The sequence below is a fragment of the Gordonia sp. LMA167 genome (genome assembly GCF_058130025.1).
Map to the genome: position 1 here is coordinate 942,171 of NZ_CM176708.1, position 25,018 is coordinate 967,188.

18 protein-coding genes and 1 pseudogene are annotated in these 25,018 nt (G+C 67.2%); 10 read left to right on the plus strand and 9 right to left on the minus strand.

Going from position 1 to position 25,018, the window contains the following annotated elements; genetic code table 11:
• Window positions 1-5: 5 nt before the first annotated feature.
• Both ACVT6V_RS04250 and ACVT6V_RS04255 read right to left on the minus strand, forming a co-directional pair.
• On the minus strand, window positions 6-2,030 hold the full coding sequence (locus tag ACVT6V_RS04250; RefSeq protein WP_489898569.1) for a TPM domain-containing protein: 2,025 nt from the start codon (window positions 2,028-2,030) through the stop codon (window positions 6-8).
• Window positions 2,031-2,086: 56 nt separating this feature from the next.
• Window positions 2,087-2,893 carry an LLM class F420-dependent oxidoreductase gene (locus ACVT6V_RS04255; RefSeq protein ID WP_489898570.1) on the minus strand — a complete coding sequence of 269 codons (807 nt, stop codon included), beginning with the start codon at window positions 2,891-2,893 and terminating at the stop codon, window positions 2,087-2,089.
• 84 nt (window positions 2,894-2,977) lie between these two features.
• Between ACVT6V_RS04255 and ACVT6V_RS04260 the strand changes: the two are divergent.
• From ACVT6V_RS04260 to ACVT6V_RS04270, 3 genes and pseudogenes are all read left to right on the plus strand, one after another.
• A pseudogene (locus ACVT6V_RS04260) lies at window positions 2,978-4,160 on the plus strand (MalY/PatB family protein).
• A 156-nt stretch (window positions 4,161-4,316) separates the two neighbouring features.
• A complete protein-coding gene (gene exaC / locus ACVT6V_RS04265) occupies window positions 4,317-5,840 on the plus strand; it encodes an acetaldehyde dehydrogenase ExaC (RefSeq protein WP_489898571.1) in 1,524 nt (507 codons plus the stop codon).
• Window positions 5,841-6,100: 260 nt separating this feature from the next.
• Window positions 6,101-6,520: a DUF779 domain-containing protein gene (locus tag ACVT6V_RS04270; RefSeq protein ID WP_489898572.1), complete on the plus strand. Its 420-nt coding sequence runs from the start codon at window positions 6,101-6,103 to the stop codon at window positions 6,518-6,520.
• Here ACVT6V_RS04270 and ACVT6V_RS04275 read toward each other — a convergent pair.
• Window positions 6,517-7,317, minus strand: coding sequence for a PIG-L deacetylase family protein (locus ACVT6V_RS04275; RefSeq protein ID WP_489898573.1), 801 nt, complete (start codon window positions 7,315-7,317; stop codon window positions 6,517-6,519). The genes ACVT6V_RS04270 and ACVT6V_RS04275 overlap by 4 nt on opposite strands.
• A gap of 191 nt (window positions 7,318-7,508) precedes the next feature.
• On the opposite strand from ACVT6V_RS04275, the gene ACVT6V_RS04280 reads away from it, so the two are divergent.
• The 3 genes from ACVT6V_RS04280 to ACVT6V_RS04290 all read left to right on the plus strand — a co-directional run bounded on the left by ACVT6V_RS04280 (window position 7,509) and on the right by ACVT6V_RS04290 (window position 10,112).
• Window positions 7,509-8,054 carry a hypothetical protein gene (locus ACVT6V_RS04280; RefSeq protein WP_489898574.1) on the plus strand — a complete coding sequence of 182 codons (546 nt, stop codon included), beginning with the start codon at window positions 7,509-7,511 and terminating at the stop codon, window positions 8,052-8,054.
• Window positions 8,054-8,296, plus strand: coding sequence for a hypothetical protein (locus ACVT6V_RS04285; protein ID WP_489898575.1), 243 nt, complete (start codon window positions 8,054-8,056; stop codon window positions 8,294-8,296). The genes ACVT6V_RS04280 and ACVT6V_RS04285 overlap by 1 nt, the downstream gene beginning before the upstream one ends.
• 160 nt (window positions 8,297-8,456) lie before the next feature.
• Window positions 8,457-10,112, plus strand: a complete 1,656-nt coding sequence (locus ACVT6V_RS04290; RefSeq protein WP_489898576.1) for an HNH endonuclease signature motif containing protein — start codon at window positions 8,457-8,459, stop codon at window positions 10,110-10,112.
• A 26-nt stretch (window positions 10,113-10,138) separates the two neighbouring features.
• On the opposite strand, the gene ACVT6V_RS04295 is transcribed toward ACVT6V_RS04290, so the two are convergent.
• Together ACVT6V_RS04295 and ACVT6V_RS04300 are read right to left on the minus strand one after the other, a co-directional pair.
• Complete coding sequence (locus tag ACVT6V_RS04295) at window positions 10,139-10,495, minus strand: hypothetical protein (RefSeq protein WP_489898577.1); 357 nt, start codon at window positions 10,493-10,495, stop codon at window positions 10,139-10,141.
• 36 nt (window positions 10,496-10,531) lie between these two features.
• The gene (locus ACVT6V_RS04300; protein ID WP_489898578.1) at window positions 10,532-11,749 is read right to left on the minus strand and encodes an MFS transporter; all 1,218 of its coding nucleotides are present in this window, start codon (window positions 11,747-11,749) and stop codon (window positions 10,532-10,534) included.
• A gap of 94 nt (window positions 11,750-11,843) precedes the next feature.
• On the opposite strand from ACVT6V_RS04300, the gene ACVT6V_RS04305 reads away from it, so the two are divergent.
• Window positions 11,844-12,710 carry a LysR family transcriptional regulator gene (locus tag ACVT6V_RS04305; protein WP_489898579.1) on the plus strand — a complete coding sequence of 289 codons (867 nt, stop codon included), beginning with the start codon at window positions 11,844-11,846 and terminating at the stop codon, window positions 12,708-12,710.
• 68 nt (window positions 12,711-12,778) lie between these two features.
• Here ACVT6V_RS04305 and ACVT6V_RS04310 read toward each other — a convergent pair whose 3' ends face one another.
• The 3 genes from ACVT6V_RS04310 to ACVT6V_RS04320 all read right to left on the minus strand — a co-directional run bounded on the left by ACVT6V_RS04310 (window position 12,779) and on the right by ACVT6V_RS04320 (window position 15,327).
• Window positions 12,779-13,258 (minus strand): hypothetical protein, encoded by a 480-nt coding sequence (locus ACVT6V_RS04310; RefSeq protein ID WP_489898580.1) that lies wholly within the window; start codon window positions 13,256-13,258, stop codon window positions 12,779-12,781.
• A 181-nt stretch (window positions 13,259-13,439) separates the two neighbouring features.
• Entirely contained in the window at window positions 13,440-14,705 is a 1,266-nt protein-coding gene (locus ACVT6V_RS04315) for a sensor histidine kinase (RefSeq protein ID WP_489898581.1), read from the minus strand.
• Entirely contained in the window at window positions 14,689-15,327 is a 639-nt protein-coding gene (locus tag ACVT6V_RS04320) for a response regulator (protein WP_489898582.1), read from the minus strand. Before ACVT6V_RS04320 ends, ACVT6V_RS04315 begins: the two co-directional genes overlap by 17 nt.
• 95 nt (window positions 15,328-15,422) lie before the next feature.
• On the opposite strand from ACVT6V_RS04320, the gene ACVT6V_RS04325 reads away from it, so the two are divergent.
• On the plus strand, window positions 15,423-17,567 hold the full coding sequence (locus ACVT6V_RS04325; protein WP_489898583.1) for a DUF2254 domain-containing protein: 2,145 nt from the start codon (window positions 15,423-15,425) through the stop codon (window positions 17,565-17,567).
• Here ACVT6V_RS04325 and ACVT6V_RS04330 read toward each other — a convergent pair.
• The gene (locus tag ACVT6V_RS04330; RefSeq protein WP_489898584.1) at window positions 17,558-18,556 is read right to left on the minus strand and encodes an alpha/beta hydrolase; all 999 of its coding nucleotides are present in this window, start codon (window positions 18,554-18,556) and stop codon (window positions 17,558-17,560) included. The two genes, ACVT6V_RS04325 and ACVT6V_RS04330, sit on opposite strands and share 10 nt — an antisense overlap.
• A 382-nt stretch (window positions 18,557-18,938) precedes the next feature.
• On the opposite strand from ACVT6V_RS04330, the gene gltB reads away from it, so the two are divergent.
• Entirely contained in the window at window positions 18,939-23,558 is a 4,620-nt protein-coding gene (gltB, locus tag ACVT6V_RS04335) for a glutamate synthase large subunit (RefSeq protein WP_489898585.1), read from the plus strand.
• Window positions 23,551-25,005, plus strand: a complete 1,455-nt coding sequence (locus ACVT6V_RS04340; RefSeq protein ID WP_489898586.1) for a glutamate synthase subunit beta — start codon at window positions 23,551-23,553, stop codon at window positions 25,003-25,005. Before gltB ends, ACVT6V_RS04340 begins: the two co-directional genes overlap by 8 nt.
• Window positions 25,006-25,018: the final 13 nt, after the last annotated feature.

Consider the following 25,018-nt stretch of genomic DNA (forward strand, 5'->3'; position numbering starts at 1 on the left):
GACCGTCAGAACCGCCCGCCGACCCCGATCCGGCCGGACGAGCCTGACCCACCGAACGAGCCGGGGCTGCGGCCACCGCTGCCGTAGCCCCCGCCGAAGCCGCCCCCGCCCCAGCCGCGTCCGCCGCCCCCGAGAGTGCCGCGCAGGAAGCTGTCGACGAGGATGCCTCCCAGGACGGCGCCGCCGACCGACGGTCCCGACTGGTGCGGGGTCTGGCTCTGCTGCCACTGTGCGACGTCACCCTGGGCCGCCATCAACGCCTGGTCGGCGAGAGAGCCCGCCCGGCGTGCGGTGGCGGCCGCGCCTGCCGGGTCGGTGGCGGCGGTGTCGGTGGCCACCCCGAGCAGGCGCTGCGCCTCGGCGAGCCGGGTACGGGCCACGGATTGGATGGCGCCGCGCCGGGTCGCGATGAAATCGCTTGCGGCCGAGACCCTGGCCTCCGCCGAGGTGATGGCCGCGTTCAGCCGCTCGGTACGCCGCTGCCGCTCCGCCGAGGCCGACCGTGCGGCGTCGAGTGCATCGTCGAGATCCGCGTCGGCATCGGCCAGGGCGGTGAAGGTGCCCAGCGGATCGTCGTGAAACCTGTCACGGGCATTGGCCAGTGCGGTCGTCGCGGTCGACACCGCGGTCGCCAGATCCGGCCCGCCATCGGTGGTGAGCGCGGCCGCCTCGGCGAGCTCGCCGTCGACCTCCTCGATCAGCGCGGGCATCCGGGTGTGCGCGGCAGCGATGTTGCGATCGGCGTTGTCGATGGCGTCGAGCAGCTTGTTCGCCTGGTCGATGGCTCCTTCGGCCGAGCGGATGGCGGCCACCGCCGGCCCCTGCTCGCCCGCAGGCGCAGCGGCCGCCTCGCGTCCCTGGTCGGCACTGTGCTCGGCGAAGTCCACTTCCTCACGGGCCAGCGCGACATTGTGCTCGATCGAGGCCAGCACCGTCTCGCCGTGTTTGGCGATCAGCTCGTCGAGCCTGGTCTGCGACGTCTCGATCCGTGCGCGGACCGCGACGAGCTTCTGTGTCAGCTCGGCGAGTCGGCTGTCGGCGTTGATCAGCAGGTTGCGCATGGCGTCGAAGCTCTCCACCTCGGCGTCGAGTCCGGCGTCGACGTCGGTGCAGGTGGTGATGATCTGTACGAGCATGGCGCGCTGTTCGTCCGGTGTCTCGGGGATCGCGTCGTCGAGGCGCTGGCGCACCGCGAACGAATCCGCCAGACCCTTCTTGGCCTCGGCGAGTGCCGCCGAGAACGGAGCGGTCTCGGCCTCACCGAACTCACCGATCGCGAGCGCCAGCTCCTCCTCGCTGGTGCGGATCGCGTTGTCGGTGTCGGTCAGGACCTCCCGGGACCACGGGTCGAGTACCTCGAGCGGCTGTTCGACGAGCTGGTCGCCGGTGAGTTCCTGTTCCCGCATGGCCTCGACACCGGCGTCGATGCGCCGCTGTCTGCGACGGCGGGTGTACAGCAGCGCCCCCGCTCCGCCGACGATCGCGACCCCGCCGACGGTTGCCGCAGTGATGAGTCCGGTGTGCGAGGGTGTCATGGCCGACGAGATCCCGGTCACGGCAGCCTCGCCGGCACCGGCCCAGTTGTTGTCCTTGAGCGCGGGGACGATGTCGCCGCGGGCGATGTCGTCGAGCGCGTTCTGGTCGAGTTCGTCGATGGCCTCGGCCGAGTTGAAGTAGTAGGCGCGATCGTCGGTTGCCACCGCCAACAGAACGTCACGGTCGCCGAGATCGCTTGTGGCTGCGGTCTGTTGCGCCCACTGCTCGGCCGACATTCCCTCGAAGTTGCGCACGTACACAACCCAGAGTTGCACCTCGTGGTCGGTGTAGAGCTGATCGATCGAGTTCTGCAGGTGGTTGCGTTGCGCGGTGGTGAGCACGTTCGCCGAGTCGACCACCTGTGTGGGTAACCGGGTGGGCGGTTCGGCGTGCGCAGGGACGGAAGCGAACAGACCGGGGGTGATCAGGGCGACAAGACCGAGGACGACGAGGGTCAGGCCCAGCCGACGGATGAGCGTGGCAGAGGCAGGCATGCGTACCAATCTATCGGCCGGACATGACAGGCTCGGACCCCCGTCATCCGGTCGCGCTACCCGTTCTGCGAATCGCGCCACTTGCAGACGGCCTCGAGTGCCGACAGGTCGTAGTCGGGTCCGGACGACCCGACGGTGATCAGCGAGATCCCGGCGTTGACGAGTTCATCGGCCTCCCGAACCGCATCGTCGGCGGTGCGTGCTCGGACACCGGCGGAATGTTCGATGGCCGAGGGGTCGCGGCCGACGGCCGCGCAGTGCTCATCGAGGATCGCGGACTTGCGCTCATAGGTCGGCACGTCGACGAAGTAGTGCCAGATGTTCGCGTACTCGGCGACGTGCCGCAACGTCTTCTTCTCGCCACCGCCACCGATCAGCACCGGGATGTCGCGCGTCGGCTTCGGATTGAGTTTGCCGAAACGGTCGGCGATCCGCGGCAGTGACTCACCCAGGTCGTTCAGGCGACTTCCGGCGGTCCCGAACTCGTAGCCGTATTCGTCGTAGTCCTTCTGGAACCAGCCTGACCCGATGCCCAGGATGAGGCGGCCACCGGACATGTGGTCGACTGTGCGCGCCATGTCGGCGAGCAACTCCGGGTTGCGATAGGAGTTGCACGTGACCAGGGCGCCGATCTCGACGCGACTGGTCTGCTCGGCCCACGCGCCCAGCATGGTCCAGCATTCGAAGTGCTCGCCGTCGGGAGCGCCGTACAGCGGATAGAAGTGATCCCAGTTGAAGGCGATGTCGACGCCCATGTCCTCGGCGCGGCGCACGGCGTCACGGATCATCGAGTACTCGGGAGCGTGCTGCGGCTGCAGCTGGAGGCCGATACGGACGGGGAAATCACGTGCGGTGAAGGTCATGTGCCCAGTCTGCCCAAAGTCGGCGGACCCGTCACTGTCCGATTCGGGTGGGAGTGCGCGATCGCCGGTGGTAAGCAGGGACTGGTGACGAGAGCAACGGTGACACCCGAACTCGCCGAGTTGCGACGGCGCAGAAGCGCGAAATGGCGGACCTACTCCGACGACGTGATCCCGATGTTCGTCGCGGAGATGGACTTTGCGCTCGCCCCTGTGGTCGCCGACGCGATGACGGCGCAGATACGAACATCCGACGTCGGTTATTGCGGCGGCACCGGCGAGGTGGGGACGGCGTTCAGCGGTTTCGCCAGACGTCGCTGGGACTGGCACGTCGAACCCGCCGACGTGCGGCTGACCACCGACGTCAGCGTGGTGATCGTGGAGGCGCTACGTGTGGCGATCGAGTCGGGAGATCCGGTCATCATCACTCCGCCCGTCTATCCACCGTTCTTCGAACTGATCCCCGAGGCGGGCGGCCAGTTGTGCGAGGTGCCGCTGTGCTTCGACGCGGACGGGGAAGATGCTGCCCGCTGGCACCTGGATCTACCGGGGATCGAGCAGGCGTTGCACGCCGGTGCGCGGGCGGTGCTGTTGTGTCATCCGCACAATCCGCTGGGCCTGATTCATCCGCCCGACGACCTCGCGCGGCTGGCAGATCTGGCCGCCGAGTACGACGCCGTCGTGGTCAGCGACGAGATCCACGCCCCGTTGGTCCACCCGGGCACCGAGTACACGCCGTTCCTCGCGGTGAGTGACGTGGCGCGCGACGTCGGCGTCGCGGCGCATTCGGCGAGCAAGGGATTCAACATCGCGGGCGCCAAGTGCGCCTTGACGGTGACGGCGTCCGAACGCGCCCGGGCACTGATCGACCGGCAGCCGGAGGAGGTCGGGTTCAGAACCAGCATCATCGGCCGCGCAGGTAGCGAGGCGGCATTCGCCGAGGGCGACGACTGGCTCGACGACACCCTCGACGTCATCGTCGGCAATCTGGACCTTCTCGAGGAACACATCGCGCGGCATCTGCCCGGTGTGCTGCTGCACCGTCCGTCGGCCTCCTACCTCGCGTGGCTGGATCTGCGCGCGACCGGGCTCGGCGACGACCCTGCGACCGCCATTCCTCGAGCGCGGCCGCGTCGCGCTGCATTCGGGACCGGCGTTCGGCAGCCAGGGACGCGGGTTCGCGCGGCTCAACGTCGGGTGCTCACCGGAGTTGCTCACCAAGGCGCTGGAACGGATCACGTCGGTCGTCGCGCCACGATCACGCCTCTGACCAGCGCGTAGGTCTGGTTGCAACGTTGCGTACGTCGCTGCAACGCAGGTGCAACCACCCCGCTCCTAGTGTGTGCACCAGATCACATGAGGGTCCGCTCGTGGCCCGTGTGACAACCCGTCACCTCAACTCGGAACACACTGAGGAGCACAACAGATGACCGTCTACACAAAGCCCGGAACCGATGGATCGGTGATGAGCTACGAGTCCCGCTACGACAACTGGATCGGTGGTCAGTGGACCCCGCCGGTGAAGGGACAGTATTTCGAGAACCCCTCCCCGGTGGACGGCAAGACGTTCTGCGAGGTCGCCCGCTCGACCGCCGAGGACATCGAACTCGCCCTCGACGCCGCTCACAAGGCCGCACCCCAGTGGGGCAAGGTCTCGGTTGCCGAGCGCTCGCTGGTGCTGCTCCGAATCGCTGATCGCATGGAGGCCAATCTCGAGAAGATCGCCGTCGCCGAGACCTGGGACAACGGCAAGGCCGTCCGCGAGACCCTGGCCGCCGACATCCCGCTGGCGATCGACCACTTCCGCTACTTCGCCGGTGCGCTGCGCGCCCAGGAGGGCTCGATCTCCGAGGTCGACGAGGACACGGTCGCGTATCACTTCCACGAGCCGCTGGGCGTCGTCGGCCAGATCATCCCCTGGAACTTCCCGATCCTCATGGCCGTGTGGAAGCTGGCCCCCGCGCTCGCCGCCGGAAACGCGGTCGTGCTCAAGCCCGCCGAGCAGACGCCCGCGTCGATCCTCTACCTGATCAGCCTCATCTCGGACCTGCTGCCTGCCGGCGTCCTCAACGTCGTCAACGGGTTCGGCGTGGAGGCCGGCAAGCCGCTGGCATCGAGCAACCGAATCCGCAAGATCGCATTCACCGGTGAGACCACCACCGGCCGCCTGATCATGCAGTACGCGTCGGAGAACCTCATCCCGGTCACGCTGGAGCTGGGCGGCAAGAGCCCCAACATCTTCTTCGACGACGTGATGAGCAGCGACGACGGTTTCCTCGACCGTGCGCTGGAAGGCTTCTCGATGTTCGCGCTCAACCAGGGCGAGGTCTGCACCTGCCCCAGCCGCGCGCTCATCCAGGAGAACATCTACGACGAGTTCATCGCCAAGGCAGTCGATCGGGTCAGTCAGATCAAGCAGGGCGATCCGCTCGACACCGAGACGATGATGGGTGCCCAGGCGTCCAACGACCAGTTCGAGAAGATCAGCTCCTACCTCGCGATCGGCAAGGAGGAAGGTGCCAAGGTCCTCATCGGTGGTGAGCCGGCCGACCTCGGTGGCCACCTGTCGGGCGGCTACTACATCAAGCCGACCGTGTTCGACGGGCACAACAAGATGCGGATCTTCCAGGAGGAGATCTTCGGCCCGGTGCTCGCGGTGACGACGTTCAAGGATTACGCCGACGCCATCCACATCGCCAACGACACCCTCTACGGTCTCGGTGCCGGTGTGTGGAGCCGCGACGGTGCGACCGCATACCGCGCGGGCCGCGAGATCCAGGCCGGTCGCGTGTGGACGAACACCTACCACGACTACCCGGCCCACGCCGCATTCGGTGGCTACAAGCAGTCCGGCATCGGTCGCGAGACCCACCTCATGATGCTCGAGCACTACCAGCAGACCAAGAACCTGCTGGTCGGATATGCGCAGAATGCGAAGGGCTTCTTCTGATCCGAGACTCACCCGGTCCCTGAGCAGCGAGCTTGGGAGGATGCGCTGCCCCGGTCCCTGAGGAGCCTCCGAGCTTGCGAGGATGCGTCACGAAGGGCCCTTCGTGACGGTCCTGCGCTAGCGCAGCGCTAGCGCTCCGGACCTCCTCAGGGATCGGTTGGGGGAGCTTGCGCGGGCAGCCCCACGGTCCCTGAGGAGCGAGGCGCCAGCCGAGCGTCACGAAGGGCCGCAACGTGACAGAAAGCAGAGGTTTGATCCCCGTGTCAGAACAGAACGGTCCTGATCGGGTGGTCGCCACAGACGCCGCCGTGCAGCTCCTGACGAAATTGTCGGAGCTGCACGGCGGACTCATGATCCATCAGTCCGGTGGGTGCTGTGACGGCTCTGCCCCGATGTGTTATCCCGCAGGCGAATACCGTGTCGGGCAACGGGATGTGCTCGTCGGCGAGATCGAACTCGCCGAGCCGATCCCCGATGTCCGGGTCTGGATCAACGGCGACCAGTTCGAGCTGTGGAAGCACACCCAGATGATCATCGACGTGACCAAAGGGCGCGGCGCCGGCTTCAGTCTCGAAGCGCCGGAAGGCGTTCGGTTCCTTGCCCGTTCGCGGGTGTTCGATGAGACGGAGAATGCCTGGCTCGAGGCGTGCCCGCCGCGACGGGGTGCCGATCTGAGCTAACCGGTCGGAACGTCGTCGAGCCACCAGCCCCGCACCATGCCGGGTGGCCGGCCGGGTTCGATGTAATGCTCGGTGCCGAATCCGATCGGGAAGGCCTCGACCGGAATGGCCAGGATCTGTTTGACGTCGCTCTGACTGGCGTGGCAGGCGAGCGCCTCGCGTTTGGTCATCACGTCATCGCCGAGGTCGACGGCCCAGTGCAATTCGGCCTCGGGTGTGCCGATCGGATTGCCGTCGTCGCCGGCGGTGTCGGGGTCGAATCCCTCCATGCCCATCTCGGTGGTGAGGATGAAGAGCTGTCGCATGAGATCCCGGTTCATCGTGACCTCGAGGTAGCGGGGTCGCTTCGCCGCGAGTTCCACCGCGGCACGCGTGGTGTGGTGCAGCATGATGTGGTCGGGATGGCCGTAGCCGCCGTGCCAGTCATAGCCGACGACGACGTCGGCGCGCTCGTCGTCGAAGAGGTCGGCCAGACGTTGCGCTGCCTCGTCGATGTCCGCGCGCGCGAAGACCCCGTCCGTGTTGTTCTGGGCCCAGCCCGTCATCCCTGAGTCGGCGTAGCCCAGCCACTCCACCCGTGCCGTGCCGGTGATGGCCGCCGAGGCCTCTGCCTCACCGCGTCGTCGGCTGGCCACCGTCTCGCCGGGCGCGAGATCGTCGGGGACGTCGCCCGGATCACCGTCGGTGCAGTAGATGACGACCACCCGGTGACCCTCGCGCGACGCTCGGATCATGCTGCCTGCGGTGCCCGTGCCCTCATCGTCGGGATGGGCATGGACGAAGACGATTGTGCTCACGGCTCGATCATTCCACCCGTGCCTTTTGTTCCCGGGGTCGGTCGGGCGGACGATCGGTCGCGTGAACGATGCCGCTGCCGCGCCGCCGCCGCTACGGTCATTCCCAGATGATCGGCGGTCCGCCGGTATCCGGCATGCATCATCCAAGATGCCTCTGCCGCAATACTTCTGAATCGAAGAGGTGGCTCAGGGTGACTCGTCGTGTGTGGGTGGTCGTACTCCTGTTCGTGGGTCTGCTGTGTTCCGGTGCGCCGACGGTCGCGGCCGTCGCGGATGCCGCGCCGTCTGCGTCGTGTGCCCAGCAGGGGCAGTCGTTGGCGGCACGCATACAGGCGCACAACGCGCGGCCGCACGTTTTCCGCATACCGCAGCAGCAGGCGCAGTCAGATGCCTACAACGCGGAAGCCGCCGCGCTGCGGGCCGAACAGGCGAGATGGCGGGCCCGGTGCATGGCGCTACCGCCGGCCAAGCATCGTCCGGCGCTACCGCCGGCCGCGCCCAAGCAGATCACCGGCTACACCGAACACGGTCAGCAGAACCGACTCGGTCGCGACGGTCACGGTGTCAACGACGCCGCACTCCGCGATGCGGTCCGTCATCCACAGCGGGTCGTGCGGCAAGGCGGCCGACACGGAACGACCTTTCGGTACATCGGCCGCAATGCGACGGTGGTGCTGAACAATCACGGCCAGGTCGTGACATGCTGGCCCCGCAACCGGGCGGGATGGAGGCACTGATGCGGTTTCTGGAACCTTTCACCGATGACCAGCGGGCACGTATCCGCACGAGTGTTCTCGCACACGCAGGTCCGGACGCCGTCGCCGAATTGGAGTCCCGGGCCGACCCTGACCAGCGGTACGCCGAACACATCATCGACCTGCTCGGGGAGGACGTTCACGTGCAGGCGGACGGTGCGCCGGACGCTGACGCCGATGCCATCATCGCGGTGATCGAGGCGATCACGGAGCACTGGACGTGAGCGTCTCCGGCGTTACAGACGGCAGCAACTGATGCAGGCGGCGCAGGTACGGTTGGCTCAGGTGTGTGGTTTCGGTTGTCCTGTCGCGCATTTCTCCACAGGCGGTCGCGGATGGGCCGAGCGGACCGATCTTGTCGGTGGGTGCCGATAACTTGGTGTCATGCAATCGAGCGCACCGGTGTTGGCCCAGATGGCCGACGATGAGCAGCACTCGGCCACGGAGTTGGTCGAGGTGCTCCATCACAGCAACGCCGTGCGCGCGGCCGCCGATTACCGTATGTTGCAGGCCGCCAGCCTCATCCACGACGAACGCGAACAAGATCACCTCGTGCGGCTCGCGGCAGGGCTCGGTGAGGGGTCGACCTCACTCGCCAACCTCGAGCGCCTCGCCCAGCGGGCTGCTGCCGGGGAGAACCCCCGCGCCCGTTTCGGTCCCACTGGGCTCGAGGCGGCGATCGCCGAGGTCGGCGCCGCACTGACCGTGCCACCGGCGCGGGCGCGGGAACTCATCGAAGCCGGTAGCGTACTGCGCCACCAGCTGCCGTTCATCGGTGGCACTCTCGGCGCCGGCCGCATCGACCTCACCCGCTTTCTGGCAGTCGTGCGTCGCACCGCGCTGTGCGACCCGGAGAAACTCGAGGTGCTCGACAAGATCATCGCCGCCGACATCGAAACCCGCGAACCGATGTCGATGACGCGGTTCCTGGCGATGATCGACAAACACATCGCCACCCACGATCCCGCCGCCACCCGTCGGCGCCGTGACCTGGTGGACTCCGACCGCAACATCAGTGTGCGCCCGGACCGCCACACCCCCGGGCAATCGCGCATCGGCGGTGCCCTACCCGCCGAGCAGGCAGCCGCCGTCGACGCTCGCTTGAGCGCGATGGCTGCTTCCGTGCACCCCGACGATCCCCGCAGCGCCGGCCAACGCCGCGCCGATGCGCTGGTCGCACTGGCGAATGGTGCTGCCACTCTCGCCTGCCGGTGCAAGGCGTGCACGCCCGACAACGAGAACACCGCCCCTGACAGCGACTCGGGGGCCGACACCGGCACCGATAGTGGCTCGGACACCGACACCGGCGCCGGCACGAGTATCGAGACAGGCGCTGAGGCCCAGACCGAAGCCGAAGCGGCCGACGCACATCCGCCTGCCGCGTCTGACTCCGGGGCCGATCCGGCTGATTGTGCTGTGGCACCGCGCCCGGCTTTTCACATCGTGGTCAACTTGAGCACCTTGCTCGGCCACGATGACGACCCCGCGTTTCTCGACGGTCACGGGGTGATCGACGCCGATACCGCCCGCGCGCTGCTGGCCGAGGCGCGGCGTTCCTATGTTGCGCCCGGTCTGACATCGGATGTGGTGCAGATCGATCGGTATGCCCCGAGCAAGAAGGTCGCCGACGTGATTCGATCCGGCGAACTGTGCTGCAGTTTCCCCGGCTGCAACAACCCCGCCTTCCACACCGACGTCGACCACGACATACCCTTCGCCGACGGCGGGCGGACTGAACCTCGAAACCTCAAGCCGCTGTGCCGATTTCATCACCGAATGAAAACGTTCGCGGTCGGATGGCGGGACTACCACGATCCCCTCGGCGAGGTGTTCTTCCAATCACCCACCGGTCACACCTACCTGGGCAACGCCTTCACCGGAGCCGACCTGTTCGCGTCCCTGTCCCGCAAGCCCCGACCGCCGGATGACCCGGCCCGTCAACGCATCGACGCCATCCGCTCCCAACGCGCAGCGAAGATCAAGCGTGCGGAGAAACGTGAAATGGACCGCTGGAACAAAGAGAACCCACCACCGTTCTGAGTTCCGGGGTCAGCTCAATGGGTTTCTCACTGCCCGTACGTGTATCGCAGGGTGGCGTTGATCAGGGTGCCGATGCGCTGACACAAGTGGCGGAACTGGCGATCGTCAGGAACCGGAGGTTCGACGAGCAACGTCCACCGCAGGTCCGTGCCACCACGGTTCTCACTCAGGTCGAACACAACTTGCGCATCAAGCCGCATCGTCCACAGCGACGACCACACCACATGCGAGGGTCGTTCTGAACCCAGCACGACAGGAGGGATCTCGTCATCGAGCAGATGCAACCAGTGCCGACTCGGCTGCCTGTTCGGTGAGATCAGGTCGTCGAACACCACGGCCGGCGGCGCAGGCTGGTTACGTTGCTTCGAAGCGATCGCATCCATCCAACGGACCTTAGCTGGAAGTCCTTTGGCTGGAGATCATTGTGGTGCGCGAGCATCCCCGCCGGCGATCGCCAATCCGAACCCGATCACCGCGAGCACTCCCACATACGCCGCGACGCCCGCCCACCCGAATGCCGAGAACGCCAGTCCGCCAAGCGCACCCACCACGGAGCTGCCGAGGTAGTAGTGGAAGAGGTAGAGCGATGACGCCTCGGCGCGATGCTCGGTGGCCCGCGCGGACACCCACCCGCTGGCGACCGAGTGGGCGCCGAAGAAGCCTGCGGTGAACAGGAGCATCCCGACCAGCACCAGCGAAAGATGATCCGGCACGGTGAGCGCGAGACCGCCGAGCATGGTGGCGACCGAGACGATCAGGACCTGCCGCCGACCGAGGCGATCGGCCATTCGTCCGGCGTACGTCGACGAGAACGTACCCGCGAGATACATGAAGAAAACCGCGGCGACGACCCCCTGGCTGAGGTCGAAGGGTGCCCGCAGCAGGCGATAGCCCAGAAAGTTGTAGACCGTCACGAATCCGCCCATCAGCACAAAGCCCAGGACGAACAGCGGCAGCAGGCCGGGGTCGCGCAGGTGGGTAGCGAGGTTACGTAAGGTCGACTTCGGGGAAACCGGCTGTGGGGTGAAGAACCGCGACGCGGGCACGGTGCGCCAGAAGGCCAGGGCGAATCCGAGCGATACCAAGCACGCGATCTCCAGTGCCCATTGCCAGGAGACGATGTCGGCGGCGAAACCCGGAATGAGTCGGCCGGTCAATCCGCCGATGGTGGTGCCGGCGACGTAGCGGCCCATCGCTGTGCCGAGCGCCGCGCCGTCGACCTCTTCGGCGAGATAGGCCATTGCGACCGCCGGAACCCCGGCGCACAGGGCACCCTGCAGGGCACGTCCGGTCAGGAGCACCTCCATCGTCGGTGACCACGGCAGGGCGATCCCGATGACCGACGCGGCCAGCGCCGAGGTCACCATCACCCGCACCCGGCCGTACCGTTCGGACAACACGCTGGCCGGGATGATCGCGACGGCCAGGAATCCGGTGGTCAGCGACACGGCGAGTGCTGAACTTGTTGGTGAGACGCCGAAATGATCCGACAACTCCGGCAACAGTGCCTGTACGTAGTAGAGCGCCATGAATGTCGTCATCCCGGCGGCGAACAGTGCGATGGTGGCGCGACGGTATCCCGTTGACCCGAGTGCGTGCCGGGTGGTCGGGTGCTGAACAGAGGCGGTAGTGGTCATCGAGATCCAGCGTCACACCGACCGGCTGTTGCTCAAAATGAATCGATGGTGCTCAGTTCATTCATATCTGAATAGCAGCAGGTAGCATCGCTGGATGCACGACGAACTGGACTGGTTCATCGCGATCGCCGAGGCGGAGAACCTGACCGCCGCCGGCGAGCAGATCCACGTGTCGCAGCCGACGCTGTCCCGGTTCGTCGGCCGCCTCGAACGTGACGTCGGGGTCGCGTTGTTCGATCGGCACGGGCGCCGCCTCGTGCTCAACCGCTTCGGCCAGATCTACCTCGAGCGCACGCGCCGCGCCCGAGTGCAGTTGGACACGGCGCGACGAGAGATCGACGACCTCCGCACGCCCGCCCACGGTGCGGTGCGGCTGGCATTCCTGCATTCGTTCGGGATCGCACTCGTGCCGGACCTGATCAAGCGCTTCCGCGACACCAATCCGCGGGCGCGGTTCACCCTCACCCAGGATGCGGCGGCGACGGTCGTCGATCATGTGGCCGGCGGCGATGCCGACCTGGCGATCGTGTCGCCCAGACCGATGCGCACCGACATGGCGTGGTTTGCGATCGCCCAGCAGAAGCTGGCCCTCGTCGTCCCCCGGGGCCATCGCTTCGCCGATCGGGTGGGCATCGGACTCGCCGAGGCCGCCGGTGAGGAATTCATCGTCATGCAACGCGGATACGGCATGCGGCGCATCTTCGACGAGCTCTGCGCCGCCGCCGACATCGCGCCGACGATCACGTTCGAGTCGGCCGAGCTGGCGACCATCACCGGGCTGGTCGGCGCCGGGCTGGGCATCGGTGTGGTGCCGGTCGACGACGCCGATCGCAGCGGTGACGTCGTGCTGATCCCGTTGGCGGGGGAGTCCCGCGAGATCGGGCTCACGTGGTTCCGGCCGCGGCCGTTACCCGATGCGGCAGCCCGGTTCCGGGACTTCGTGATCGGCGGAGTCGGCTGACGACGCAGGCCCGCGACGGTGATCGTCGCGGGCCTGCGTTCCGGGTGTGGCAAGTGGGCGTCCTCCTCTCACCACAGGTCGAAGCCGACGTTGGTGGCCGGGTAGTGGCTGGTGAAGTGATGGTCCAACGAGTACTGGGCGGCGTGTGGACCGGAGATGCCGCTGGTACCGGTGTTGGTGTTGGACTGCGAGTTGAGGACTTCGTAGGTGGCGGTCGGGCCGCCGACGCCGATCCGGTAGGCGACGTTGACCGCGAGCTTGGTGCCCTGCGGGGCGACCGCGGTGATGGTCTCGCTCGCACCGGGCGCCAGCGTCTGCTTCGGTCCGTTGACCCAGACGCCGTTGCCGCTGGTACCGGAGCTGATCAGGTGTTCGGGCTTGTCGGTGTGGTTGGTGATGGTCATCGCGATCGTCGGCTCACCCGGGTGGGTGACAGGCATCGTGCCGGCATTGGCGGCGCCCGCTCCGGCGAGCCCGATGCCGACGACGGCGGCGATTCCGGCGACTCCGGCGGTGGTGGCGGCGATGCGGCGGGTGGTGGTGTTCATGGTGTTCTCCCTCGGTGGTGTGTTGATGTCCGGTGTGGACTGGGTTGTCCTGGTGACACCTAGAACTCTCCCGTGAACAGGTCCTCGCGAAACTCCGCCGACCAGCGGATACACCGGTTGACGCCGACGTCCACCGATCGGGGGACACCGGCAGCGGTCGGGTGCCTCGCCTGATCCGGTTTCAGCGGGGCTCGGGCAGCGGCATCTCGGCGATGGCGACCGTGCCCCCGGCGGGGTGACGGGCGACCGACAGCGAACCGCCCTGCCCTTCGAGCCGCACCCGCCGCGACGCCAGACCGATGTGCCCGTCCGCCAACCGCCCGTCGAGAACTCCGGTGTCGATGCCGACACCGTTGTCGATCACCACGACGCGCGCCCGGCCATCGTCGACCTCGGCGGTCAATTCGACCGTCGTGGCCCGCGCGTGCTTGACCACGTTGGTCAGCAGCTCGCGCGCTGACGCGAACAGCACGGCGTCGGCCGACGATCGCAAACCCTGCGGCCAGCCGACCGTGTCGACGGAGATCGTCAGCGCCGTACGGGCTTCCACCGACGCGGCCAGGTCGCCGAGCGCGCCGCCGAGTCCCGCCTGCTCCAGAACCGCCGGATGGAGCTCGCCGAGTGTGGAGCGCAGCAACCGCGCCGACGTCCGCAGCGCTTCGTCGATCCGCTGCACGATCTCCGGGTCGGGAGGCCCATCGGTCAGCGAGGCGAGTTCCTGACGGGCTCCCAGCACGTACTGGAGTGCGCCGTCATGCAGGTGTTCGGCCAGCTCGAGACGCTCGCGCTCCTCGATCTGCATCACATCGTCGAGCAGTCGGCTGCGTTGCGCCGCCAACGAACCGATGGTCACGACCCGCGAACGTTGCAGCCGCGACAACAGGACCGCACCGAGTGCGAGAGTCGCGATGACCAAGGTGTCGAGCAGGATCACCGACCACGGGCGCCCATTGGGGACGCGTGCGATCACGTTCGCCACGAAATAGGCCACCACCGTCGGGACCACCACAGCCGCACAGACCAACGGACGCATACCGATCGCGGCGATCATCGGGACGATGGCGAATCCGGTCACCAGAACATCGGTGGTCCAGCTGATCTGGTCCGACTGACTGGCCACGGCCGTGACGGTGATGAGCGCCAGCAGATCGACGAGCAGAGTGAGCCAGGAGAATCGGATCGCGAGCATTCCGCCGCGTGGCACGAGGACCGCACCCAGGCCACACCACACGAGGTAGGCGATCGCGATCGCAATGCAGAGTTCGGCCGAGTAGATCGGCGGCTCCAACGCCACCGATGCGACCACGAACCCGGCCAACAGCAGGCGCAGCAACACCTGAATCCGGATGCCCTGCAGCGCGTGAGCGACAAGGATCGTGTCGATTCGTCGTTCGTCGGCGAGCTCGGCGAGGCCGAGCAGCGGCGCCGGGCTATTCGAGGAGGCCACGACGCATCGCCTCGGCAACCGCCGCGGCGCGATCGGACACCCCGAGCTTCTCGTACAGGCGCTGGGTGTGGGTCTTCACCGTCGACGCGCCGATGTAGAGCTCGGCGGCGACCTGCGGGATCGACAGCCCGCGGGAGAACCCGTTGAGCACCTGCCGCTCTCGCTCGGACAACGCAGGCGCGTCCGACTGTGACCGCATCCGGATCTCGCCGACCAACCCCGCGGCCAACTCGGCGGGAACCACCGTCTCGCCCTTCGCCACCCGGGTGACCGCACCGACGATCTCGTCGCGGTCCGCGTCCTTCGCCAGGTACCCCGCGGCGCCTTCCTGCAGCGCCTGGAACACGATTGGGCCGTCGGTGATCGCCGACAGCAGCAGCACTTTGGTGCCGAGCGCGTCGCGGGCGACCGCATGCGCGACCTCGACGCCGGTCATGCCGGGCATCTGGTAGTCGACGACCGCCACGTCGGGTTGCTCGCGGCGGATCACCTCGAGTCCGCTCGCTCCGTCGCCGGCCTCGCCGACGATGCGTACCCGTCCGCTCTGGGCCAGGCCGCGCGCCACCCCGTCGCGGAAGAACGGATGGTCGTCGACGACGACCACGGTCACGAGGCGGTCCATCGGCTCAGAATAGGGTGGTCGCGGCCCGATCGGCGCTGAATCAGCCGCCATCGGATTCACCGGCCCGATACCGTGCCGCGCAGTAGGGTTCCACCATGGGCGCCTGGTTCGATCGGACGATCGTCGAGAGCGGGCGCCTGCCGCTGTTCTTCCTGCTGGTCGCCTTCATCCTCACCTTCCTGTTCATCCGGTTCAGCGTGCGGATGATCCGCGCGGAGGTGAGTTGGTGGCCCGGCAACGTGACGCCCGGGGGTGTGCACGTACATCACGTGTTCTTCGGGATGATGCTGATGCTGCTGTCCGGTTTCGGATTCGTCGCCGTGGACCCGTTCCGCACCCCGGTCGTCGACTGCATCCTCGCAGCGCTGTTCGGTATCGGGGCAGCGCTCGTCCTCGACGAATTCGCGCTTCTGCTGCACCTGCGCGACGTCTACTGGGCCGAAGAGGGCCGGACCTCGATCGACGCGGTCTTCGTCGGCATCGCCATCGGTCTGCTGTTCCTGGTGGGGCTGCAGCCGTTCGGGGTGAACGACGCGGTGGGACAGTTCAACGATGCGGCGGACGCCGCGTCACGTGTGGGGGTGATCCTCGGTGTCGGCGTGAATGTGGCGCTGGCGATCATCACCCTCCTGAAGGGCAAGATCTGGACCGGCCTGGTCGGTCTGTTCTTCCCGCTCCTGATCCTGGTGGGCGCGATCCGCGTGGCCCGGCCGCATTCACCGTGGGCGCGGTGGCGCTACCGCACCCGGCCACGGAAACTGGCGAAGGCGACCGATCGGGAAGAGCGCTTCCGAAAACCGCTGATGCGTTGGAAGATCGTCGTCCAAGAGGCGGTCGCAGGCCGGTTCGGGGTACCCGACACACCGCCGGCACCCCTGCCGCAGCCCATCGAGCCGAAGGCGCCCGAACATGTTCCCGGCGCTATCGCGTCGGCGATCCGCTGGCGCCGCACCCGAAAACAGCTGCGGACCGTGCCGACCTGGCGGCTCCCGGTGTTGCTCGTGACCCTCGCGATCGTCGCCGCATGGGTGACCATCGGTTTCGACGAGTTCCTGGAACTCCAGGTGGATTCCGGGACGCTGGCGACGCTGCTCAGCGTGATCGCCGGATCGATGGCGACACTCACCGGTCTGGTGTTCACGGCCGTGACGCTCGCGATGCAGTTCGGCGGCACATCGATCTCCGTGCGGGTGATCCCGATGTTGCAGCGGGAACCCGTCATGCGGTGGTCTATCGGATTCTTTCTGGCCACCTTCGTCTACAGCGTGATCATCGCGATAGAACTGTCGGTGGGCGATCCCGCCGACCCGACGCCCGGGCTGTCCACCGCGATCGCGTTCGGGATGACCACGGTGAGCGCCTACCTGTTCATCGCCCTGGTGGTGAAGGTCGGCCGGTTGCTGAACACGGCGCATCTGCTGCGGTGGATCGCGAATGACGGGCGGGCCGCAGTTCGTCGGCAGTACCCCGACGACGGACTCGACGTCGATTCCGCAGCCGATGACCCGGTCCGGTCGACACCGCCGGATGAAAGGCACGAAGGGGAGTCGGCGATGGTGGTGGCGCTGCGGGAGATCCCGTCGCGCGGCCGGGTCCTGCTCGCTGTGAACGTGGATCGGCTCCAGCGATATGCGGCCGCTTGGGGCGTGCAGATCGATCTCCTCGTGTCGGTCGGCGACCATGTGCCGCACGGTGTCCCGGTGATCGAGGTCCGCGGTGCCCTGTCCCGGGTGAGCACGGCGCGGCTGCTGCGCTGCCTCTACTTCGGCGATGCCCATCAGCCGTCCGTGAGTCCCACCGCCGCGCTCCAGACGATCTCCGACATCGCGCTCAAGGCCCTGTCGAGCGCGGTCAACGATCCGAGTACGTCCGTTCATGCTCTCGATCACACCGAGGACCTGCTACTGATGCTGGCACCGCGTGTGCGTGCGGAATCGGCTACGCCGCTGACCGGCGTCGGCGGAATCCGCCGGACCTGGTCGGACTACGTGGCGATCGGGACCGACGAGATCCGCAGGCAGAGCAGAGGGCAGGCGCAGGTTCAGAGGCGCTTGCGGGCGCTGTTCGAGACCCTGCTCGCCGAGTGCGCCGACGACCAGCGAGAGCCGGTGTGTCGGCGCCTGACCGAACTCGACGAACTGGCCCAGCGGGATTGGCCTCCCGGGCTCGACCGGCGGCTCGCGTCGACCGCCGACCGACAGGGATATGGATCGGAGTGGGGGCGCGACGTTCAGTCCTGAGGTGACAGCCCGATCATGAATGCGGCGGCCTCTCCCAACGCCTGCCGTGACTCGGGGGAGAACAACGGGAACATCTGGAACACATGGCCCTGTCCGGGCCATTCCTGTAGTCGCACATCACCTCCGGCGTCTCGCAGCGCGCGATGGGTGGCGCGCGCGTCGTCGCCCATCACCTCGCGCGCACCCACTTGGATGAGGGTGGGCGGAACCGCCATCTCCGGGGCCAGCGTGATCCGCATCCGTGGGTGATCGGCCGCCGCGCCACGGGTGTAGAGCCGCAGAATCCGTTGGGACGAAACAGCTTCGATGATGGGATCATGTACCCCGCGGCGCTGGTTCGCGACGGCCAGCTCGAACGTGGGGTCATAGAGCGGAGAGAACAGCACCAGCCCGCGCGGCTGGCCGATCCCACCCCGATGATTGTCCGCGAGCAGATCCAGGGCCAGATGTCCGCCGGCCGAATCACCCGCCACGATGATCCGTTCGGGCCGGTACCCCTGTGCCAGCAGCCAGTGGTAGCCGCGGATCGCATCGTCACCGGCCGCCGGGAAGGCGTACTCGGGCCCGAGGCGGTAGTCGAGGCTGAAGGCCGAGAAACCGGTCCGCTTGCACAGCCGTGCGACCAGTCCGCGATGCGTGCGGGCCGAACAGACGACGTAACCACTTCCGTGTAAGTAGTAGACGATCGTCGAATCGGCCGGCCGGTCCGGTGTCAGTGACCCGGGATGAGCCGCCACCCACTCCCCGCGCACCTGGCCGTCGTCGACGATCTCCCGAACGGTCTCGATCCTCGTTCCGGCGGGAACGGGGGACAGCGCCACCAGGGAGCGGTTCAGACCGGGTCGCATCGCGGAGATCATCGCCGGTGAGGGTCCCGAGCGACGCATGCCGGCCGCCATCATCGGCGCGGTGACCCGGGTGAGGTAGCCGTTGACGGCACGGGACCGGAATGACCCCGGGCCGACCGGTTGCCAACGTTGTTCGGGCATGGACGCGACCACAGCGTCGACGGTAGACGATCGGGCACCCGCGGGGCATCGTTTCACCCAGCATGAGCTGCGCAATTGTCACAGTTGTGCTATCCGGATTTCGATACTCGGTACCCGCCGTGAGAAAATGGCTGACAATGCTTTCGCGTAAGCAGGGTGGTGCCGGGACGAGCCGATCGGACCGGGTGCGCCGCCAGCAACGGCGCTGGCACGGACACGACCATGTGACCCCGGGAACTCCCAGGTCAGCCCTAGGATTCGGGAGGGTTTCACCAGGGCCGATGGTCGGCGTCCCCAACAACAGACGTGAAGTGTCCTCGAGGAATGAGGACACACGAGGGTGAATGCGTGCGCAGCGTCGCGCACAGAGTGAGGCGAACTTATGAAGCATGCTCCGGGCCCCGTGGGGCTGTATGACCCGGCGAACGAGCACGACTCCTGCGGTGTCGCCTTCGTGGTCGACATGCACGGGCGTCGCAGCCGCGACATCGTCGACAAGGCGATCACCGCGCTGGTGAACCTCGAACACCGCGGGGCCGCCGGCGCCGAGCCGAACACCGGCGACGGTGCGGGGATCATGATCCAGGTGCCGGATCGGTTCCTGCGCGAATCCGTCGACTTCGAGCTGCCCGCCGAGGGCTCGTATGCCACCGGCATCGCGTTTTTGCCCCAGGGCTCCGAGGACGCCAAGGCCGCGACCGAGGGTGTGCAGAAGATCATCGAGGCCGAGGGCCTGAGCCTGCTGGGCTGGCGCGAGGTGCCTACCAACGAGAACTCGCTGGGTGCTCTCGCCCGCGACGCGATGCCGACGTTCCGCCAGGTGTTCATCGCCGGGGCCGAGGGCATGGACCTCGAGCGCAAGGCGTTCGTCGTGCGCAAGCGCGTGCAGGCCGAACTCGGCAACAAGGGTGCCGGCGCCGACGGCCCGGGCCGCGAGACCGTCTACTTCCCCAGCCTGTCGGGCCAGACCTTCGTCTACAAGGGCATGCTGACCACGCCGCAGCTGCGCGAGTTCTACCTCGACCTGCAGGATTCGCGGGTGGAGAGCGCGCTCGGTCTGGTGCACTCGCGCTTCTCGACCAACACGTTCCCGTCGTGGCCGCTGGCCCACCCGTTCCGGCGCATCGCGCACAACGGTGAGATCAACACCGTCACCGGCAACGAGAACTGGATGCGCGCCCGTGAGGCGCTGATCGACGCCTCATCGTTCGGCGCCACCGGGAGCGCAGCGAGCGGGGCAAATGTCACAGCCGCCGACGTCGCCGACAAGATCTTCCCGACCTGCACCCCGGGTGCCTCGGACACCGCGCGGTTCGACGAGGTCCTGGAGCTGCTGCATCTCGGTGGTCGCAGTCTGCCGCACGCGGTGCTGATGATGATCCCCGAGGCGTGGGAGCGTCACGAGTCGATGAAGCCCGAGCACCGGGCGTTCTACGAGTACCACTCGGCGCTGATGGAGCCGTGGGACGGCCCGGCGTCGGTGTGCTTCACCGACGGCACCGTCGTCGGTGCGGTGCTCGACCGCAACGGTCTGCGTCCCAGCCGCATCTGGGTGACCAAGGACGGTCTCGTCGTGATGGCGTCGGAGGTCGGTGTCCTCGACATCGACCACGCCGACGTCGTGCAGAAGTTGCGTCTGCAGCCCGGCCGCATGTTCCTGGTGGACACTGCAGCCGGCCGTATCGTCGACGACGAGGAGATCAAAGACGAGCTCGCCGGCGAGCACCCGTATCAGGACTGGCTGGACAAGGGCCTGGTGCACATCGACGACGTCGAACCGCTGCCGCACGTGCACATGGCACACGACCGCGTGACGCTGCGTCAGCAGGTGTTCGGGTACACCAACGAAGAGCTCAATTTGCTGGTCGCGCCGATGGCGAAGACCGGCGCCGAGGCCATCGGATCGATGGGCACCGACACCCCGGTCGCGGTGCTGTCGGCGCGTCCCCGCATGCTGTTCGACTACTTCCAGCAGATGTTCGCGCAGGTCACGAACCCGCCGCTGGACGCCATCCGCGAAGAGGTCGTCACCAGCGTCGGCGGCACCATCGGTGCCGAGGCCGACCTGCTGCATCCGGGCCCGGAATCGTGCCGCCAGATCGTGCTGCCCGAGCCGGTGCTGGACAACGACACCCTCGCCAAGCTGGTCCGCATCGAGGAAAACGATGTGCACGGCTTCCGCAGCGCCCACATCCACGGCCTGTATCCGGTCGCCGAGGGTGGCGCAGGGCTGCGCAAGGCCCTCGACGAGATCCGGGCCAAGGTCAGCGCCGCCATCGCCGACGGTGTGACGATCATCGTGCTGTCGGACCGCGAGTCCGATGAGACCTACGCGCCGATCCCGTCGCTGTTGCTGACGTCGGCGGTGCATCACCATCTCGTGCGGGAACGCAACCGCACCCGCGTGGGCCTCGTCATCGAGTCCGGGGACTGCCGTGAGGTGCACCATGTTGCCGCGCTCGTCGGCTTCGGTGCGGCGGCGGTCAACCCGTACATGGCGTTCGAGTCCATCGAGGACATGGTCGAGCGGGGCATGCTCGGCGACCTCGACTTCGCGACCGCCCGCAAGAACTACATCAAGGCTGCCAGCAAGGGCGTGCTCAAGGTCATGAGCAAGATGGGTATCTCCACCCTCGCCTCGTACACCGGCGCCCAGCTGTTCCAGGTCATCGGCCTGTCGCAGTCAACCGTCGACGAGTTCTTCACCGGCCTGAACAGCCAGCTCGGTGGCATCGGGCTCGACGAGATCGCCGACGACGTCGCGACCCGCCACGCCCTGGCGTTCAGTGACCGCCCGACCGAGCGCGCCCACCGCGAGCTCGAGGTCGGCGGCGAATACCAGTGGCGCCGTGAGGGTGAATATCACCTGTTCAACCCGGACACCGTGTTCAAGCTGCAGCACGCCACCCGCACCGGGCAGTACAAGGTGTTCAAGGAATACACCAAGATGGTCGACGACCAGTCGGCCAAGATGGCCTCGCTGCGCGGGCTGTTCGACTTCAACTTCGGTGACCGCGACCCGATCCCGATCGACAAGGTCGAACCCGTCAGCGAGATCGTCAAGCGGTTCTCCACCGGCGCGATGAGCTTCGGCTCCATCTCGGCCGAGGCGCACGAGACCCTCGCGATCGCGATGAACCGGCTCAAGGGCCGGTCCAACTCCGGTGAGGGCGGCGAGGATCCGCGTCGCTTCCACCACGACGAGAACGGCGACTGGCGCCGCAGCGCGATCAAGCAGGTCGCGTCCGGCCGGTTCGGTGTCACCTCGCACTACCTGACCAACTGCACCGACATTCAGATCAAGATGGCGCAGGGCGCCAAGCCTGGTGAGGGCGGCCAGCTCCCGCCGCACAAGGTCTACCCGTGGGTGGCCGAGGTGCGTGGTTCGACCCCGGGCGTGGGACTGATCTCGCCGCCGCCGCACCACGACATCTACTCGATCGAGGATCTCGCCCAGCTGATCCACGACCTGAAGAACGCGAATCCGCAGGCTCGGATTCACGTGAAACTTGTCTCCGAGGTCGGTGTCGGCACCGTCGCGGCGGGCGTCTCCAAGGCGCACGCCGACGTCGTGCTCATCTCCGGACACGACGGCGGTACCGGTGCGACCCCGCTGACGTCCATGAAGCACGCCGGTGCGCCGTGGGAGATCGGTCTCGCCGAGACCCAGCAGACGTTGCTGCTCAACGGTCTTCGCGACCGCATCGTCGTGCAGGTCGACGGTCAGCTCAAGACCGGCCGCGACGTCGTGATCGCCGCGTTGCTCGGTGCCGAGGAGTTCGGATTCGCCACCGCGCCGCTGGTGGTGTCGGGCTGCATCATGATGCGGGTCTGCCACCTCGACACGTGCCCCGTCGGTGTCGCGACCCAGAATCCGCTGCTGCGTGAGCGTTTCACCGGCAAGCCGGAGTTCGTGGAGAACTTCTTCCTGTACATCGCCGAAGAGGTGCGGGAGCTGTTGGCCCGCCTCGGCTTCCGGACGCTGCAGGAGGCCGTCGGCCACGTCGAGGCCCTCGACACCGAGAAGGCGCTGGCGCACTGGGGTTCGTCGAAGGCGGGCAAGCTGGATCTGACGTCGATCCTGTCGACGCCGGAATCGCCGTTCATGAACCAGGATCTCTACTGCTCGGGCGTTCAGGATCATTCCCTGGACAAGGCGCTCGATCAGCAGCTGATCGCGCAGAGTCGGGAGGCGATCGATCACGGAACGCGGGTGTCCTTCAGTTCGAAGATCACCAACGTGAACCGGACCGTCGGCACCATGCTGGGTCACGAGGTCACCAAGGCCTATGGCGCACACGGACTGCCGGACGGCACCATCATGATCGACTTCACCGGGTCGGCCGGCAACAGCTTCGGCGCCTTCGTCCCGAAGGGCATCACGCTGCGCCTCGAGGGTGACGCCAACGACTTCGTCGGCAAGGGACTCTCCGGCGGTCGGATCGTGGTGCGTCCGGCCCGCAACGCCCCGGAAGGCTTTGTCGCCGAGGACAACATCATCGCCGGTAACGTCATCGGCTTCGGTGCGACCAGCGGCAAGATCTTCCTCCGAGGTGTGGTCGGCGAGCGGTTCTGTGTCCGCAACTCCGGCGTGACCGCGGTCGTCGAAGGCGTCGGTGATCACGGGTGCGAGTACATGACGGGTGGTCGGGTCGTCGTGCTCGGCGCCACCGGACGCAACTTCGCGGCCGGCATGTCGGGCGGCGTCTCCTACGTGTACGACCCCGACAACCAGCTCGCCGCGAACCTGAACGCCGAACTGGTCGAGATCGAGCCGCTCGAGGACGAGGACGTGGAGTTCCTGGCCGCCATCGTCAACGAGCATCGCGCCGAGACGGATTCGCCCGTCGCCGCCGCGATCCTCGACGACTGGGACGAGGCGAAGTCGCGGTTCGCCAAGGTGATGCCGCGCGACTACAAGCGTGTGCTGCTGGCGATCGACGCGGCCGAACGCGATGGACGAGACGTGAACGAAGCGATCATGGAGGCCGCACGTGGCTGACCCCAGAGGATTCCTCAAGCACCCCGAGCGGGACCTGCCCGACCGCCGCCCGGTCGAGCTGCGACTGCTGGACTGGAAAGAGGTCTACACCGACTTCGACCACAAGGACCTGCAGACGCAGGCCAGTCGGTGTATGGACTGCGGTATCCCGTTCTGCCACAACGGTTGCCCCCTGGGCAACCTGATCCCCGAGTGGAACGACCTGGTCTACAAGGACCGGTGGCAGGAGGGCATCGAACGGCTGCATGCCACCAACAACTTCCCGGAGTTCACCGGGCGGCTGTGCCCGGCGCCCTGTGAGGCGTCGTGCGTCCTCGGCATCAACCAGCCGGCCGTGACCATCAAGCAGGTCGAGGTCGAGCTGATCGACAACGCCTTCGAGAACGGCTGGGTCACCCCGATCCCGCCGTCGATGAAGACCGGCAAGTCGGTGGCGGTCGTCGGTTCGGGACCCGCCGGTCTCGCCGCCGCCCAGCAGCTCACCCGGGCCGGGCACGACGTGACGCTGTTCGAGCGGGCCGACCGGATCGGCGGGCTGCTGCGCTACGGGATCCCCGAGTTCAAGATGGAGAAGCGCCACATCGACCGCCGTCTCGAGCAGATGGAGGCCGAGGGCACCGTCTTCAAGACCGGCGTCAACGTCGGCGTCGACATCACCGTGGAACAGCTGCGCGCCGACTTCGACGCGATCGTGCTGGCCAACGGGTCGACCATCGGCCGGAACCTGCCGATCCCGGGACGCGAGCTCGACGGTATCCACCAGGCGATGGAGTTCCTGCCGCAGTCCAACCGGATTCAGCTCGGCGACACCGTCGACGGCCAGATCACCGCGAAGGGCAAGAAGGTCGTCATCATCGGCGGTGGCGACACCGGTGCCGACTGCCTGGGTACCTCGTTGCGTCAGGGTGCCGAGATCGTGCACCAGTTCGAGATCATGCCCAAGCCGCCGATCGAGCGTGCCGAGTCCACCCCGTGGCCGACCTACCCGCTGATGTACCGCGTGTCGTCGGCGCACGAGGAGGGCGGCGAGCGCGTCTACTCGGTCAACACCGAGGAGTTCGCTGGCGAGAACGGCAAGGTCACCCACCTGCGTGCCCACGAAGTGGCCATGCGCGACGGCAAGTTCGAGAAGGTCGAGGGCTCTGACTTCGAGCTCGAATGCGACCTCGTGCTCCTCGCGATGGGCTTCGTCGGACCGGAACGCGCCGACCTGCTGGACAAGCTGGGCGTCGAGTACGACCAGCGCGGCAACATCAAGCGCGACGACAACTTCGCCGCGGTCGGTCAGCCGGGTGTCTTCGTCGCCGGTGACGCCGGGCGGGGCCAGTCGCTGATCGTGTGGGCCATCGCTGAAGGCCGCGCAGCTGCTGCGGCGGCGGACGCGTTCCTCGCCGGCCACTCGGACCTGCCGGCACCGATCTATCCGACGCAGGTCGCGCAGCGCTGATCCCAGCCAGACG

Bases quoted from the DNA above. Each gene is read 5' to 3' on its own strand.
- ACVT6V_RS04250 (WP_489898569.1), bottom strand. From the start codon at position 2,030: ATGCCTGCCTCTGCCACGCTCATCCGTCGGCTGGGCCTGACCCTCGTC.
- ACVT6V_RS04255 (WP_489898570.1), bottom strand. From the start codon at position 2,893: ATGACCTTCACCGCACGTGATTTCCCCGTCCGTATCGGCCTCCAGCTG.
- exaC (WP_489898571.1), top strand. From the start codon at position 4,317: ATGACCGTCTACACAAAGCCCGGAACCGATGGATCGGTGATGAGCTAC.
- ACVT6V_RS04285 (WP_489898575.1), top strand. From the start codon at position 8,054: ATGCGGTTTCTGGAACCTTTCACCGATGACCAGCGGGCACGTATCCGC.
- ACVT6V_RS04290 (WP_489898576.1), top strand. From the start codon at position 8,457: ATGCAATCGAGCGCACCGGTGTTGGCCCAGATGGCCGACGATGAGCAG.
- ACVT6V_RS04295 (WP_489898577.1), bottom strand. From the start codon at position 10,495: ATGGATGCGATCGCTTCGAAGCAACGTAACCAGCCTGCGCCGCCGGCC.
- ACVT6V_RS04300 (WP_489898578.1), bottom strand. From the start codon at position 11,749: ATGACCACTACCGCCTCTGTTCAGCACCCGACCACCCGGCACGCACTC.
- ACVT6V_RS04305 (WP_489898579.1), top strand. From the start codon at position 11,844: ATGCACGACGAACTGGACTGGTTCATCGCGATCGCCGAGGCGGAGAAC.
- ACVT6V_RS04310 (WP_489898580.1), bottom strand. From the start codon at position 13,258: ATGAACACCACCACCCGCCGCATCGCCGCCACCACCGCCGGAGTCGCC.
- ACVT6V_RS04320 (WP_489898582.1), bottom strand. From the start codon at position 15,327: ATGGACCGCCTCGTGACCGTGGTCGTCGTCGACGACCATCCGTTCTTC.
- ACVT6V_RS04325 (WP_489898583.1), top strand. From the start codon at position 15,423: ATGGGCGCCTGGTTCGATCGGACGATCGTCGAGAGCGGGCGCCTGCCG.
- ACVT6V_RS04330 (WP_489898584.1), bottom strand. From the start codon at position 18,556: ATGCCCGAACAACGTTGGCAACCGGTCGGCCCGGGGTCATTCCGGTCC.
- gltB (WP_489898585.1), top strand. From the start codon at position 18,939: ATGAAGCATGCTCCGGGCCCCGTGGGGCTGTATGACCCGGCGAACGAG.